We start from the raw sequence: 15958 nt of genomic DNA on the forward strand, positions 1-15958 counted from the left end.
TTTTCACATGAATTTATTCGATTTATCCGGTAAAGTTGCCGTTGTTACAGGCGGAACTCACGGATTAGGAATGGCAATGGCTGAAGGTCTTGCCGCTGCAGGTGCTGAACTGGCAATCACAAGTACAACACCGTCAAAACTAGACGAAGCGCTTGATTGTTATCATTCTAAAGGATATAAAGCAACAGGATATATTTTTGACGTAACCGACGAACTGGAAGCCGCTCAGAAGGTAGCCCTTATGGAAGCTACTCATGGAAAAATAGACATCTTGGTCAACAATGCAGGAATTATCAAAAGAATTCCGGCTGTTGAAATGGAAGTCGAAGACTTTAGAAAAGTAATCGATGTAGATCTTACAGGACCTTTCATCATGTCCAAATTAATTGGAAAACACATGATCAAAAGAAAATCAGGTAAAATCATCAATATTTGCTCAATGATGAGTGAGCTTGGTCGTGACAATGTAGTTGCGTATGCTTCTGCAAAAGGCGGTCTGAAAATGCTTACCAAAAATTTAGCAACAGAATGGGCGAAACACAATATTCAGGTGAACGGAATCGGTCCCGGATATTTTGCAACGTCGCAAACAGAACCAATAAGAGTGGATGGAAATCCATTCAACGAATTTATCATCAGCAGAACTCCGGAAGGAAGATGGGGAAATCCAGAAGATCTTGCAGGAACAGCTATTTTCTTGGCTTCAGACGCAAGTAGATTTATCAACGGACAAATTATTTACGTTGATGGAGGAATTTTAGCGACCATTGGAAAGCCTTCAAACGAGTAACACCAGAACTTTACGACAATGAAATCTTTTATTACAGATAATTTCTTATTACAAAATAAATACGCTGAAGAATTATACTTCAACTATGCAGAAAAACAGCCCATCATCGATTATCATAATCATTTGATTCCCAAAGATATTGCAGAAAACACCGTTTTCGATAATATTTCTAAAGTTTGGATTGCTGGCGATCACTATAAATGGAGAGCGATGCGTACAATAGGAGTAAATGAAAAATTCATTACCGGAGATGCTTCAGATAAAGAAAAATTCGAGGCTTGGGCTAAAACAGTTCCGTATACTTTGAGAAATCCATTGTATCACTGGACGCATTTAGAATTAAAAAGATATTTCGGAATTGATGAATTGTTAAATGAAAACAACGCTTCAGAAATTTACGACAACATCAGCGCTCAGCTTCAGACTCCGGAAAAATCGACAAGAGGTTTATTGGAAATGATGAATGTAGAATCTTTGTGTACAACAGAAGATCCAACTGATATTTTAAATTACCACCAAGATTTAGCAAAAAGCGACTGGAAAGTTAAAGTAAGTACAGCATTCCGTCCTGATAAAGCGATTCTTATCGAAAACCACAACTTCGCAGATTATATTGCAAAATTAGGCGAGTCGGCAGGAATTGAAATCAATTCTTACCAGACTTTATGTGATGCTTTAACAAAAAGAATCGAATATTTCCACGAAAACGGATGCAGATTGTGCGACCACGGATTGAACAATATTTCTTTTGAAGAAGCATCAGAAGCTGAAGTTTCAACAATTTTTGCGGATAAATTAGCTGGAAAAGTTATCGCTGAAAAGCAGGTTAATCAATTCAAAACTGCAATTTTATTGTTCTTAGGTGAAGCTTATCATAAATTTGGTTGGGTTCAGCAGTTCCACTTGGGAGCTTTGAGAAACAACAACGAAAGAATGCACAGAATTCTTGGTCCGGATACGGGTTGGGATTCTATCGGTGACTTCGTTCAGGCTGAAACTTTATCTAAATTGTTAAACGCTTTAGACGGAAAAGATAAATTAACCAAAACCATTTTGTACAACTTAAATCCTGCCGACAACGAAATTTTTGCAACGATGATTGGAAATTTCAACGATGGAAGCATCAAAGGGAAAGTGCAGTTTGGCTCTGGATGGTGGTTTTTAGACCAAAAAGACGGAATGATCAAGCAGATGAATGCCCTTTCAAACATGGGATTAATCAGCTGTTTCGTAGGAATGTTGACGGATTCAAGAAGTTTCTTATCTTATCCGAGACACGAATATTTTAGAAGAGTATTGTGTAATCTTTTCGGAGAGGAAATGAAAAACGGTGAATTGCCGGATGATATGGAACTGATCGGGAAAACAATTTCCGATATCTGTTATCATAATGCTAAAAATTATTTTGATTTTTAAATTTAAATAAAATTAAATCTCTCGCAGATTGAGCAAATTTTGCAGATTTAAAATGATCTGCGTCATCAGCTTAATCTGCGAGAGATTCAAAATATTTTTAAACCATTAAGGAGAATTAAGAAGTTAAGTTTGATTAAGATAAAATCAAGATTTTCATTCAGCAAAACGCTTAAAGCGAAGCTCAACTTAATTTTTCTAAACCCCTTAATAAATCTTAATGGTTTAAATAATTAACTAAAATTTTAAAAGATTAACATTAAAAAAATCTCTGATTTTTAAACTTATGTGTTCTTTTATTTTCATTAATTTAAACTTCAACTTACTTAAGTATCAAAATCTTTTGTGCCTTTTGTGGTTAAATAAAGAAGTTAATTAAAACTTATGGGCAAAATACTTACTTTCGGTGAAATCATCATGCGACTTTCGCCTCCCGGAAACAGAACGATGAAGCAAAGCCACGAAATGGAATTTTTCTTCGGCGGAACTGAACTTAATGTCGCTTCTTCATTGGCAACAATGGGTTGTGAAGTGAAACATATAAGCGCTGTTTCTGATGATTTTGTTGGAGAATCGGCTTTATCTTTTGTAAAGAGCTTCGGAATTGATACTAGTTTTATTTCTAAAAATGAACATCCTCTAGGTTTGTACTTTTTAGAAGTAGGATCATCGGTTCGCGCGAGCAGAATTGCTTACAACAGATTGAACGGATCTTTCGCCAACATCCAAGCTGACAAAATCGACTGGAAAAATGCTTTGGAAGGTTGCGATTATTTTCACTGGACAGGAATCAGCCCTGGAATTTCAGAATCAGCTTATGAAAGTCTGAAGGAAGGTTTGAAAACAGCCCGTGAATTGGGAGTTGAGATTACAACAGATCCGGCTTACCGTTCCAACCTTTGGAAATACGGCAAAAACGGAAATGAAGTTTTGAAAGAATTGGTTTCTTTATCAACCATTTTCATCGGTGGAGTGAATGAAATTAATGAAATTCTAGGAACTCAGTTTTCATCAGACAAAAACGGCTTTATCGAAGCTTGTGAGGAATTAAAAAAGCAATGTCCTTCAATCCATAAAATTTTCGACAAAATAAGAATCGGAGTTACGGCAAGTTCTCAGCAGACACAAGGAAGAGCTTTGGTTGACGGAAATTATTTTGAAACTGTATTTTTAGAAATAGACAATGTAGTCGACAGAATCGGAACGGGAGATGCTTTTGCCGCAGGTTTAATTTATGGCTTAAAAAATTTCGATGACGAAAAAGCTTTAAATTTTGCCAACGCAGCTTGTGCTATCAAACACACTATTTTAGGCGATATCAATTATTGCGGTGCAGAAGATATTCTCGAAGTAATGGCTGGAAATTCAGGAGGAAGAATCAAGAGATAGATCGTTGTTAGTTGCTGGTTGATAGTTTATAGCAACTTACTTAAAGTTAAAATTAAAAACCTTTGTTGTCTTATTTAAGTGAAACGGCTTTGCGAACTTAAAAATATAGATCAAGTTTTAAAAGAAAATCTTTGCACCCTTTGTGTAAAAAATATACAGCACACTAAAGGATAGATTATTACCCATCAAAAATTATTTTTAATCAAGATAATTAAACAAAATGACAAAAATTCAAACAGTTACAAACGCCATCATTAATCAGGGAATTTTACCTCTGTATTATAACGCTGATGAAGCAGTAACTATAGATATATTAAAATCGCTTTATAAAGCAGGAATTCGCGCAGTGGAATATACAAGCCGTGGTGAATCTGCATTAAGCAATTTTACTAAAATGGTAGAAATCCGTAATGCGGAAATGCCGGAAATGCTTTTAGGAATCGGAACAATAAAAAATCTAAAGCAGGCTGAAGAATATTACAAAGTTGGGGCAGATTTTTTTATCAGTCCGGGTTTTGTGGCGGAAGTTGCGACATTTTTAATTCCAAAAGATATATTGTACAGTCCGGGTTGTATGACGCCGACCGAAATTATCACTGCGGAGGCTGCAGGAGTAACTTTCATTAAATTATTCCCTGGAAATGCTTTAGGTACAGGATTTATGAGTGCTATTAAAGATGTTTTCCCAAATCTTAAATTTATGCCGACTGGTGGAGTAGACACAACAAAAGAAAGTATCGAAAGCTGGTTCAAAGCAGGAGTTTCTGCGGTAGGAATGGGAAGCAAACTGGTAAGCAAAGACATTATGGCTGCAAAAGATTATGCAACCATTGAAAATGAAACTAAAAAAGTGCTGGAAATTATTCAGACCTTAAAATAATAACTAAATTCTTTAAATTAATATGAGTTCAGTTAAATCTCTAAAACCAACTAAGTACAGGTGGACGATATGTCTACTGTTATTTCTTGCTACAACGATCAATTATTTGGATCGTCAGGTTTTATCATTGACGTGGAAAGATTTTATCGCACCCGAATTTCATTGGAATAATAATGATTACGGAAATATCACCGCGTTATTTTCCATATTTTATGCAGTGGGAATGCTTTTCGCAGGAAAATTCGTGGATTTCATGGATACCAAAAAAGGATTTCTTTGGGCAATCGGTGTTTGGTCTATCGGTGCAGTGCTGCATGCCTTCTGTGGAGTTGCTACTTCAGGAATACTTACCGGAAATTGGTTATCAGGGTTTCATGGATCTAAAGAATTGATTTCTACAGTTTCCAATACATCCGCAATCATTAGCACGAGTGTAACCTTATTCATTTTTGCACGTTTCGTTTTAGCAATCGGTGAAGCAGGAAATTTCCCGGCAGCGATCAAGACGACAGCAGAATATTTCCCTAAAAAAGATAGAGCATTTTCCACAAGTATCTGGAATGCAGGTGCAACAGTAGGAGCTTTGGCAGCACCGATTACGATTCCTTTTATTGCAAAATCAATGGGATGGGAATGGGCATTTATCATCATTGGTGCTTTAGGATTTATCTGGATGGGACTTTGGGTATTTGTGTATAAAAAGCCTCATCTACACAAGAGAGTTAACGAACATGAATTAAATTATATCAATCAGGATCAGGATGATCTTCCGAATGAAGATACTTCAGTTCCGGAAAAAGTTTTTACGTTCAAAGAATGTTTCAGCTACAGACAGACTTGGGCATTTGCTTTTGGAAAATTTATGACAGATGGTGTTTGGTGGTTCTTTTTATTCTGGACTCCGGCATATTTGAGCTCTGTTTACGGAATGGATTCCACGCAAAGTGCATTGCCTTTATTCGTATTGTATATGATTACTTTATTGTCTATCATCGGAGGCTGGCTTCCAAAATATTTTGTGGAAAAATTAGGTATGAATGCTTACACGGGAAGAATGAAAGCAATGTTGATTTTCGCATTTTTCCCTTTGTTAGCACTTTTAGCACAACCTTTAGGAACAATTACTTACTGGCTTCCGGTTTTAATTATCGGAGTGGCGGGAGCTGCACATCAAGCTTGGTCTGCGAATATCTTCTCAACAGTCGGCGATATGTTCCCTAAAAAAGCAATTGCAACCATCACAGGAATTGGTGGAATGGCTGGAGGAATTGGTTCGTTTATCATTAATAAATCTTCAGGAGTTTTATTTGATCATGCTCACAAGGCGTGGTCAACGGTTGACGGAACTCCTTTATTGGAAAAATATCCTCAATATGTAAACGAAAGATTACCGGATGGATTCTTCGAGCAATTAAAAAAAACAGGTGCAGTCGTAGTAGACGGAATCGATAAAGGATATATGATCATTTTCTCAATCTGCGCCGTAGCGTATCTGATTGCGTGGACAGTAATGAAAACATTGGTTCCAAAATATAAAGTGATTAGTAAATAATTAAAGTTTAAAAAGGTTGTTAACTAAACCTTGAAGGTTTGAAAATAACTTTGAGGTCTTTTTTAAGTGAAACGCCTTTGCGAACTTAAAAATATACATAAAGCATTTAAAAAGAAATATTTGCGGAGTTTGTGTTTAAAAACAGATTTAAACAAATCAGCGCAACAATATTAGAAAAGATGGAAAATCAGATAAAACAAAAATTGAATCGTGAATTAAACAATTCTCAGGAAAAACTTCCCATTAAAATTGTACAGTTTGGTGGTGGAAATTTCATGAGAGGATTCACAGATTATGTGATTGATAAATTAAATAAAGAAACTGATTGGAAGGGTGGAATTGTCAATTTACAGGCAACTCCAAATGGCTCTATTCAGAAAATGGAAGAGCAGGACAATTTATATACACTTTTCACAAGAGGAATTAAAAAAGGAGAAATCCATGATGAGAAGCAAGTAATTTCTGCAATTCAGAAGTCAATTAATCCTTATGCAAATTACGATGAATTCTTAGCTTTAGCGAAAGAAGAAGAATTAGAGTTTGTATTTTCAAACACAACAGAAACAGGAATTGCTTATGATGAAACGGAAACATCTTACGAAGGTCCGCACAAGAATTTCCCTGCGAAAGTGGCAGTTTTGCTTTATGAAAGATTTAAGCATTTCAATGGAGCGGTTGATAAAGGATTAAGAATTATTCCTTGTGAATTAATTGAAGACAATGCTTTTGCATTAAGAGATATCATTATTAAATATGCACAACTTTGGAATTTAGAAGATTCATTTGTGCAATGGATGAACCAAAACAATTATTTCCATAATACATTGGTTGACAGAATCGTTCCAGGTTATCCGAAAGATGATGCAGAATCTTACGAAGATCAGTTGGATTATGAAGATCAGATGATGGTTGTTTCAGAATGTTTTCTACTTTTCGTGATTCAGGAAGCTGGAAATTTAAATGAAAAAATTCCTTTCAATAAAATCACCGAGCAGATTTTGGTGGTTGATGATATTCAACCGTACCGTTTGAGAAAAGTCAGAATTTTGAATGGTGGACATACGTTGATGTTGGCTCCTGCGATTTTATCAGGAAAAGAATTGGTAAAAGAAGCAATTGATGACCAGTTTATCGGAACTTTTTTAAGTGATTCTATTTTTAATGAAGTCAATCAGACTTTAGGTTTAGATATGAATGAATTGAAAGATTTTGCGGAAGAAGTTTTCGACCGTTTCAGAAATCCTTTCATCAAACATCATTTGGCAAGTATTGCTTTGTATTTTGTTTCAAAATTTAAAGTAAGAGTTTTACCAAGTTTACTTACTTACGTTCAAACCAACGGAAAATTACCTGTAAATCTTACCTTCTCTTTGGCAAGTTTAATCAGATTCTATCAGGGAAGTTTTGGCGAAAAAGTACTTCCATTGAATGATGAAGCAGGAATTATTGCTAAATTTAAAGAAATCTGGGCAAATGAAGATTACGAAAAAGTAGCTGAATTAGCACTTTCGGAAAAATCTTTCTGGGACACAGACCTTACTCAGGTTGAAGGTTTGAAAACAGCAGTTGCCAAAGCATTGTACGAAATCGACCACAATGATATGGAAACTGCGTATAACAATTTTGTACAATTCAATTCTTAAGAAATCATGCAAAAGAAGGTACTGAAAGTAAATCCTAAAGACAACGTTATTGTAGCGCTGTTGGATTTGTCTGCCGGAGAATCGGTGCATTTAGACGGTACAGATTACACGGTTGTAAAAGACATTAAGGCTAAACATAAATTCGCTGCCGTAGATTTTGAAGATGGCGACCATATCATTATGTATGGCGTAATTGTTGGAAAAGCGAATCAACACATCAAAAAAGGTGAAGTTATTACAACTGAAAACGTAAAACATCAAAGTGCAAAAGTAGAAGGTAAAACTGCTACTTTAGGCTGGAATCCACCGAATATTGACAAATGGAAAGACCGAACTTTCATGGGATATCACCGTGAAGACGGACAAGTGGGAACAGAAAACGTTTGGCTGTTCTTCCCATTGGTATTCTGTGAAAACAAGAATATCGAGACGCTAAAAGATATTTTTGAAAAAGAATTACTGCACGATAAAGCCAGCAAACATCAATTATTATTAAGGTCGTTATTAAATGGCGGAACGGATTCTGATGTTGTAGTAGAAGAGGAAAAACCGGATACAAGAGTATTTAAAAATATTGACGTAAGATTCATCACGCACCAAGGTGGTTGTGGTGGAATTCGTCAGGACGCTGAAGCGCTGGGAAGACTGTTCGCAGGATATGTGAACAACCCGAATGTTGCAGGAGCAACGGTTTTAAGTTTAGGTTGCCAAAATCTTCAGGTGCAAATTTTCATGGATTCATTGCATGCATTGGCTCCAAATAACAAAAAACCGATTGTTGTTTACGAACAGCAAAAATCAGGAACGATTGACGAAATGCTGACAGGTGTTATCAAAGATTCTTATGAAGGCATTAAACAAGCTAACAATATAGAGCGTAAACCTTCACCCATCACCAAGCTGAATATTGGTTTGGAATGTGGTGGTTCAGATGGTTTCTCAGGAATTTCTGCAAACCCTGTTTTGGGTGAAGTTTCCGATATTATGGCGGCAGTTGGCGGTACAACCATGCTTGCTGAATTCCCAGAATTGTGTGGAGTAGAACAGGAGCTGGTCAACCGTTGCATCAACGATGAAGATGGTGTAAAGTTTCTTCAGTTGATGAAAGATTTTGAAAAATCTGTGGTTGCAGCAGGTTCAGGTTTTGATATGAATCCGTCTCCCGGAAATATCAAAGACGGCTTGATTACTGATGCCATGAAATCCGCTGGAGCAGCCAAAAAAGGTGGTGCAGCACCAATCGTAGAAGTTCTTGATTTTACAGAATATGCTACAAAACCCGGACTGAATCTTCTGTGTACTCCAGGAAATGATGCCGAATGTACAACCGCTTTGGTAGGTTCAGGCGCAACAGTTGTTCTTTTCACCACAGGTTTGGGAACACCGATGGGAAATCCTATTTCTCCAGTCGTGAAGATTTCTTCAAATACGGTTTTGGCAGAAAAAATGTCGGATATTATCGATTTTAATGCAGGGACAGTAATTAGCGGAGATAAAACAATTCCGGAAGCGGCAGATGAACTGTTAGAATACATCATCAAAGTAGCAAGCGGCGAAGTAAAAGCCAAAGCCGATTTACTGAATCAAAATGATTTTATCCCTTGGAGACGAGGCGTAAGTTTATAGTGAATTTTATAATTATTGTTTTTAATTATATAAATATTAGGGTTGAAAATGCTTCTTGCTTCGGTAGGGAGCATTTTCTTTTTTTTGGATTATTAATACAGAATAAAATATTTTTATTGCAATAATTTATTTTACAAATCCAATTTTAATTGTTTTGAATCTTGTCCTTCTAATAAGTTAAAAAATAAATTAAGAATATCATTTTCCTTAATTATTGAATATTTCGGATATTGTTCACGAACAGTAAGAATTCTTTCTAATGGATTATTAAATTTATCTGCAATAAATCCTATCTTTGAAAATAAATAATTAATGGTGTTTGGTGAGTATTTTAAGTTGTATATTTTACCTAAGTAAATTGCTCTTAAAATATTAGCTTCTATTGAAGGGTTTAAGTTTTTATATATAGAATTTTCTTGCAAAATATTCAGTTCCTTTTTATTTAAGCATTCACTAAAATATCGTATACTATAATTGAAAGTGTGTAAATTTATTGCTAGTGAATCAAAATTATAAAAACATCCTTTAGCAATACTGTTGAGTATATCATTCTCATTTAGTTTAACTAAATTATTTTTAAATGCCCAATTGTTATCAATTGTCCAGATATCAATTTCTATCTGAGTCAAAGAAATTTTGAGACCACCGTGTCTATTAATATTAAAATTTACATTTGCATTATTAACTAACGAGATAAGTTGGTTTTGACTCAAATCCGTTATAATATCAACATCTCTACTTGACTTACTAAGTAAGAAATCTCTAAAATAACCACCAACAACGTATGCTGAACCAGTCATAAATAATTCATAAAAAAAACCCATAAAGCCTTCTATCTTCATTTGTTCAGTAAAATGAAGATAGAATCCAGTCTTTATGTCTTTTATATTTTTCAATTATAACTTAATTCCTTTTAGTTCTTGATATAGTGTAATCGCATATGTATCTGTCATACCAGAAATAAAATCAGTAATCATCTGTAATTTTTTATACTCCTGATTTTCATATTTTTCAACTCTTTCATAGACGAATCTATGACTTGATGAGATTAGTTTATAAATTCTTGATTCATATGTGTTTCCTTCTTTCTTAAAATTGGGGCTTTGTGACGCCTTAACTAAAATTTTTAATAATCCATAAATGGCTTCCCAACCTGCAATTTCTTTCTTAACTATATTTTTATCATCAAATACAATATATTGTAACTGTTTATACGCTGCTCTAATATCCGAGGCATTAGATACGTCAATAATTTCATATTCTAAATCACCATTCATTATTAAATCATAATTTTTCTCAAAAGTTTCAATGATGTTTGAAATCATTAATCTCTGAGTAAATATTCTAAATTTTTGAATGACAATAGACTCATCAAATTCACCTTTTTCATGTTTCTCAATCAATTCATCTAATTCAGCAATTACAATCTTTTTGTTTTTAGATAAATTCTTCTTAAATATTTTTCTAACATCATAGATGTCAATAATTTTCAACTTTACTCCATCTTCAATATCTGCAGCGCTATATGCAATATCATCTGCAGATTCCATTAAATAAACAATTGGACTTCTTTTATTATTTAATTTCAGATGTTTATTTAGTGTTTTGAAAATCTCTTTCTCTGTCACAAAATAACCAAACTTCTTTTTTCTTATATTTTTATTTTTCCCTAAATTACCTTTTACTGAATTTGAAGGATATTTTATACAGGATGCAAGTGTTGAATAAGTTAGATTATAACCAAATTCATCCCCAAAATAATATAATTTTGATAAAATTCGTAAAGTTTGCACATTTCCATCAAAATTTTCAAAATCGGCTTTCTCAAAAATATTTAAAATTGGAGCATCTGATTTATTTTCATTTTGCACAAGTTTTTCGTAATCAATAAATTCTTGTGATTTAAAATAATCTTTAAAAAACTTTTTTACAGCTTCTTCTCCAAAATGTCCAAAAGGAGGATTACCTAAATCATGAACTAAGCCAGAAACTCGTAATAAAGAACTTAAATATCCTTTGTATTTAGGATCAATCTGTTTTTTATTAATTAAAATATTTTCAATGCTTTGACCTATAGAACTTGCAATGTAAGAAACTTCAAGGGAGTGAGTTAATCTTGTTCTAATATAATCACTCTGTTCTAGCGGAAAAACTTGAGTTTTGTCTTGTAATCTTCTGATGGGAGCACTTGAAATAAGTCTACCATAATCATTTTCAAAAGGGTTTCTTCCATCAGTCGAGATTGCTGGAGTTTTTTCTCTAAATCTATAATCTTGTAATAATAGTTTCCACTTTTTTTGGTTATTCATTTAAATTAGTTTAATCTACAAATTTAATGAAATTCTTTAATTTTCTAACTGTTCAATCAAAAAAGAAAAACCTATTCCCCACGTCCAAAACCCCAAATTTGACGTTCTGAACCCCAACCGACAAGTCCGAAATCTATCTCGATACGTTCATCAGAAGTCAGGCGAGGTTATCGACGCCTCCGATGAGGTAATATCTCTCTCCCGACACGTCATCCAACCTCTCCGGATAGGTAAAAGACCACTCTGTACCTTTCTAGAACGTATCCCGAATGCTAAACAACCTCATCCGACCACTAAAGAACGTCTCCAGATAATTGAGAGACGTATCCATATCTATAATGAACTTCTCAAGATGGTTAAAGAACGTCGACCGACCATTACAAAACGTATCTAAACATATGAAAGACGGAGAAAAACCATAAAAATACCCCTCCAAGTTGATTGAAGGGGGTTTTTAATTGTAACGTTTTTACTTCTTCTCTTCCGATGGAGTGGTAGAAGTTGAATTTTTTACAAAAAACTGTTTCAGGTCTTTGTATTTGTTTTCAAATCCCGGTGCTGAAGTTCCCGATTTGTAGGTTGTGTAAGAATAATCTACCAACGCCGATTGATAATTGTCGTAATCATGAAGTGTTTTTGCATTGTTCAATCTGGTGATAATGCTTTCAAGTTTACTGATCATCATTTCCATGTTGTTTCGGGAGGAGTGATCTCTGTTGAATTCGTCCCAGTCTACCTCGGGAGAGCTTAAGTTAGATTGGCTCTGATTGTAGTCGTACACTTTGTTCACAAACAGCTTATTTTGCTCGTTGATACTTCCGTATTTTTTACGGTCTTCCGGCGAAAGATTGATTGTGATTTCAGCAAGAGCTGTTTCCAATGCCGCGATGGCATCCTGTGCCGCAGTGATCTTTGCACTGCTCAAATGGGTGGAGTTCAAATTTGTTAATCCCATCATTTTTGATTTTAAAGGTTAATACTATTTATGTAAAATCGTGTGTTTTTTTTTAATGAAAAACGAAGGTAGAAAAAATTTCAATATATGTGGAAAATAGTTGGAGGTTTTTTTTGAAAAACAGTGATATTACAAACAATTTACAATATTCAATATCACATCAACAATTTTAGTCTGTATTGATACAAAAAAGGAGCGAACTATTATCATAATTCGCTCTTTCTTTGTGCCCGTATAACAAGGAGATTTTATTTTTACAAGTAGATTTTACAGCAAAATCATATCTGTTTATTTAAAATAAAAATTCAATTTCTGAAAACATGTCTTGAATTTCGTCTTGATCTTCCTCTGTAAATTCATTATCAATCAAGGACAATTCTTTCAGTTTTTTAGCATTTTTTAGTTCCTCGGGTAAAGCTTTAAGTTTGTTATTGTCCATACCTATAGAAAACAGAGCAGGCATTTTTGCTATGGCTGAAGGTAATGCTTCTACCTGATTATCGTGCAGATTCAGGTCTTTAAGTTTTATTAAGTGTTCTACAGAAGATGGGATTACCGTAATTTGGTTTTCACTTAGATCCAGTATTTCCAATTTTTGAAGTTTGACAATGGATGTCGGAAATTCACTGAAGCGATTCCCTTCCATGTTCAATTCTTTCAAGGTTGATAACTGTGCAGCTTCTTGTGGCAGGGAACTGAGTTGATTGAAGGATAATTCAAGAATTTTTAAACCGGAGAGTTGCCCAGCTTCTTTTGGTAATTCCGTTATTGCATTATGATTCAGGAATAGACATCTGAGCTTTTTAAGATTTCCAATGGTATCTGGTAATGTACTCAGCTTGTTATTAGGAATGGAAAGAAAATCAAGCTTTTTGAGCTGACCTATACTTGAAGGTAATTCCAGAATTTTGTTATAATCTAAAAAGAGGGTATGCAGTTTTTTTAATTTACTAAAATCGATACTGAGATCGGTAAGTTGATTGCGAGATAAATCCAGATCTTCCAGCTTTTTGAGTTCACCAATTACTGAGGGCACCTTTTGAAGTTGATTTCTGTTAAGATTTAGATTTGTGAGCTGTATTAATTGGGCAACTGTTTCCGGCAATTCGGTAAGTTTGTTTTCACTCAGATTCAGAGTTTTCAGATTTTTCAACTCACCGATAGCAAGCGGAACCTCCCTAAGATTCTGTTTACTAAGGTTTAGGATTGTAGCTTTATCCTTATAAAGTAATGCTTTTTCAAGGGATGTAAATGTGTGGGCTGCGGGATTAAGGTGCATCAGCAAAAGTTCATCTTCAGGAGAGAGTGGGTTATCTGAAAAGTTTACAGATTCGAGGTTATCCAGCTTTTTGAGCTCTTGTGGAATTCCGGAAATATTGTTCTCGCTGAAATCGCATTTCTTGAGCCCTGTGAGTAGCCCAAAAGAAGCGGGAATAGTTGTCAACTTGTTGCCCTGAATTCGGATTTCTTCCAACTCGGATAGCAACCCAATGTTTTGAGGTAGTTCTTCAATAGCGTTATAGCCGAGTTGTAATACCTTAAGTTTCTTTAGATTTCCTATTTCTTCAGAAATTGCTGTTATTTCAGAGTTTAAAGAAAGATCAAGATGTTCAAGTTCTTTGAAGTTAAGAATCATCTTAGGAAATTCTTTCATCTTGTTTTGAGACAGAACCAGTTTTTTAAGGTTTGTTAGTTTTCCAAAACCAATGGGTAGTTCATCAAAACAGCCGTTACAGGCAAATGAAGTAAGACTTTGCAGATAACCGATGGTTTCAGGTAATCTGGATCCGAACATTGTTTTTTTAGAATAGTAATAATCCATAACAATACCGCTAAAATTCAGTGGTGAAAGGGATAAATGATGAGAAGGATAATGTTCAAAGTTGGCTAGCAAAAAGCGTTTGATTTCATGCACATAATAGCTGCTGTCATTGATTGTAGCTTCAAAGAAATCGCAAATCTCTATAATTGTGTTGAGTTGTTTTTCTGAAGCAATATGTTTTGCCTGTTGGATTTGCTCTGTAGTGCCGTTGGTAATAAGTGTTTTTAATTCAGATAAAATTTCCATATATATTAGTTGATACTTGCAAGATACAATTATTCGGAGAAGAAGGAAAAACAAACGTGATCATACTACTGTAAAAATCACGCTTATTTTCCAATATAAAATAATTATTGATTACAAAATATTGACATTAAATTATATTTGTAATCTAAAGCTCAGAAACAATGGATAAACTAAACACAGTAGCAGAAATATTAAATAGTAAACATTTAAATGCTATCATAGAAGATGAAAGAAATATTATATGGAAAGATTCTTCAGGGTTGAAAAATTCGATTAATGTAGATAATATTGATATTGCTGACGGAAAAACAGCATGGTTTCAGCTCAACGTAAATAACGGAGATGAGTTATTTATAATTTTCGAGAATAATACATTTTTTGAATTTCCGCCTAAAACCATGCATCCAAGATATGGTTGCGATATTTATTTGCTGGAATGTTATAAAGATTATTTGATTTTAATATATCATAAGAAACACAATGTTGTGATAACTTCGGTTAAAGATAAAGAAATAATCACATTTGAATTTTACGGAGATGAATTGATTCGTAGAGGAGAACTTTTATATTTTAAAGATTATGGCTTAAAAGATTCGGTAAGAAGACTCAAAATTCCTGAAATAAAAGAATTGGAAAGTATTACGATGAAAGAAGCAATAGAAAATAATACGATTCCTGAAACTTTAGGATATCTTAATGATTTAAGACAATTATTCTAATATTTATATCAATCTTCAATTAAAATAATAATTGGGTTTACCTATACTATCGCTATTTGTATTCTACTATTTTACTTTTCCATATAAGCGGTTTAGTGTTATCAGGTTGCTTCAGCCATTTCCTAATTGCATCCAATGGAGTATAAAAACGACGTTCTGCTACGTATGGAGCTTTATTTATTGAAACTTTCTTATAATAATATTCTACAGTTTTATTTTTGACTATTGGGACTCCTTCACCATAAAATATCGGTGTTACCAGTTTTCCATTTTTACTACGATCTTTATATAAATATAACAGTCGAATATTTTTGGCTCCAAAAAATGATTTATCAACATTACTTCCCAATTCGTAGCTTTCGCAGCGGCTGCCAAATGGACCATATTCAAAAACCTTATTTTCACTGCCGATTTCTATTTTAGGATCAAGTGAATACGTTACTTTAAAAGTGTTTTCTGAAATAAAATAACCTTCTACGGCACTATTTAATTGAGGATTAAATTTTGCGATAAGTTCATTAAAAGGAGTTATTTCCGGATCGCAAAATTTAGCATAAATTGTACAGATCAGGCTAATAATTACTATTGATAATATTATCGTCAGTGATTTCATT

At 34.1% G+C, this 15958-nt stretch carries 13 protein-coding genes; 8 read left to right on the forward strand and 5 right to left on the reverse strand.

Going from position 1 to position 15958, the window contains the following annotated elements; genetic code table 11:
- The first annotated feature begins 7 nt into the window (after window positions 1-7).
- From ABD940_RS13875 to ABD940_RS13905, 7 genes are all read left to right on the forward strand, one after another.
- Entirely contained in the window at window positions 8-790 is a 783-nt protein-coding gene (locus tag ABD940_RS13875) for a gluconate 5-dehydrogenase (RefSeq protein WP_345205063.1), read from the forward strand.
- An 18-nt stretch (window positions 791-808) separates the two neighbouring features.
- Window positions 809-2206, forward strand: coding sequence for a glucuronate isomerase (uxaC, locus tag ABD940_RS13880; RefSeq protein ID WP_345205065.1), 1398 nt, complete (start codon window positions 809-811; stop codon window positions 2204-2206).
- Window positions 2207-2587: 381 nt separating this feature from the next.
- The gene (locus ABD940_RS13885) at window positions 2588-3592 is read left to right on the forward strand and encodes a sugar kinase (RefSeq protein WP_345205068.1); all 1005 of its coding nucleotides are present in this window, start codon (window positions 2588-2590) and stop codon (window positions 3590-3592) included.
- A 220-nt stretch (window positions 3593-3812) separates the two neighbouring features.
- Complete coding sequence (locus ABD940_RS13890) at window positions 3813-4472, forward strand: beta/alpha barrel domain-containing protein (protein ID WP_345205070.1); 660 nt, start codon at window positions 3813-3815, stop codon at window positions 4470-4472.
- A 22-nt stretch (window positions 4473-4494) separates the two neighbouring features.
- Entirely contained in the window at window positions 4495-6024 is a 1530-nt protein-coding gene (locus tag ABD940_RS13895) for an MFS transporter (protein ID WP_345205072.1), read from the forward strand.
- Between the two features lie 179 nt (window positions 6025-6203).
- Window positions 6204-7667, forward strand: a complete 1464-nt coding sequence (locus ABD940_RS13900; RefSeq protein WP_345205074.1) for a tagaturonate reductase — start codon at window positions 6204-6206, stop codon at window positions 7665-7667.
- A gap of 6 nt (window positions 7668-7673) precedes the next feature.
- A complete protein-coding gene (locus ABD940_RS13905; RefSeq protein WP_345205076.1) occupies window positions 7674-9293 on the forward strand; it encodes a UxaA family hydrolase in 1620 nt (539 codons plus the stop codon).
- A 131-nt stretch (window positions 9294-9424) separates the two neighbouring features.
- On the opposite strand, the gene ABD940_RS13910 is transcribed toward ABD940_RS13905, so the two are convergent.
- The 4 genes from ABD940_RS13910 to ABD940_RS13925 all read right to left on the reverse strand — a co-directional run bounded on the left by ABD940_RS13910 (window position 9425) and on the right by ABD940_RS13925 (window position 14625).
- Window positions 9425-10135 carry a hypothetical protein gene (locus ABD940_RS13910; protein WP_345205078.1) on the reverse strand — a complete coding sequence of 237 codons (711 nt, stop codon included), beginning with the start codon at window positions 10133-10135 and terminating at the stop codon, window positions 9425-9427.
- Window positions 10136-10189: 54 nt separating this feature from the next.
- Complete coding sequence (dgt, locus tag ABD940_RS13915; protein ID WP_345205080.1) at window positions 10190-11602, reverse strand: dGTP triphosphohydrolase; 1413 nt, start codon at window positions 11600-11602, stop codon at window positions 10190-10192.
- A gap of 469 nt (window positions 11603-12071) precedes the next feature.
- Window positions 12072-12557, reverse strand: coding sequence for a hypothetical protein (locus ABD940_RS13920; RefSeq protein ID WP_345205651.1), 486 nt, complete (start codon window positions 12555-12557; stop codon window positions 12072-12074).
- Between the two features lie 292 nt (window positions 12558-12849).
- Window positions 12850-14625: a leucine-rich repeat domain-containing protein gene (locus ABD940_RS13925; RefSeq protein WP_345205083.1), complete on the reverse strand. Its 1776-nt coding sequence runs from the start codon at window positions 14623-14625 to the stop codon at window positions 12850-12852.
- A gap of 161 nt (window positions 14626-14786) precedes the next feature.
- Here ABD940_RS13925 and ABD940_RS13930 point away from each other — a divergent pair, with 161 nt between their 5' ends.
- Window positions 14787-15344 carry a hypothetical protein gene (locus tag ABD940_RS13930; RefSeq protein WP_345205085.1) on the forward strand — a complete coding sequence of 186 codons (558 nt, stop codon included), beginning with the start codon at window positions 14787-14789 and terminating at the stop codon, window positions 15342-15344.
- A gap of 52 nt (window positions 15345-15396) precedes the next feature.
- On the opposite strand, the gene ABD940_RS13935 is transcribed toward ABD940_RS13930, so the two are convergent.
- Window positions 15397-15957, reverse strand: coding sequence for a hypothetical protein (locus ABD940_RS13935; protein WP_345205087.1), 561 nt, complete (start codon window positions 15955-15957; stop codon window positions 15397-15399).
- Window position 15958 lies beyond the last annotated feature (1 nt).

Source organism: Chryseobacterium ginsengisoli, assembly GCF_039542325.1.
GTDB lineage: Bacteria > Bacteroidota > Bacteroidia > Flavobacteriales > Weeksellaceae > Chryseobacterium > Chryseobacterium ginsengisoli.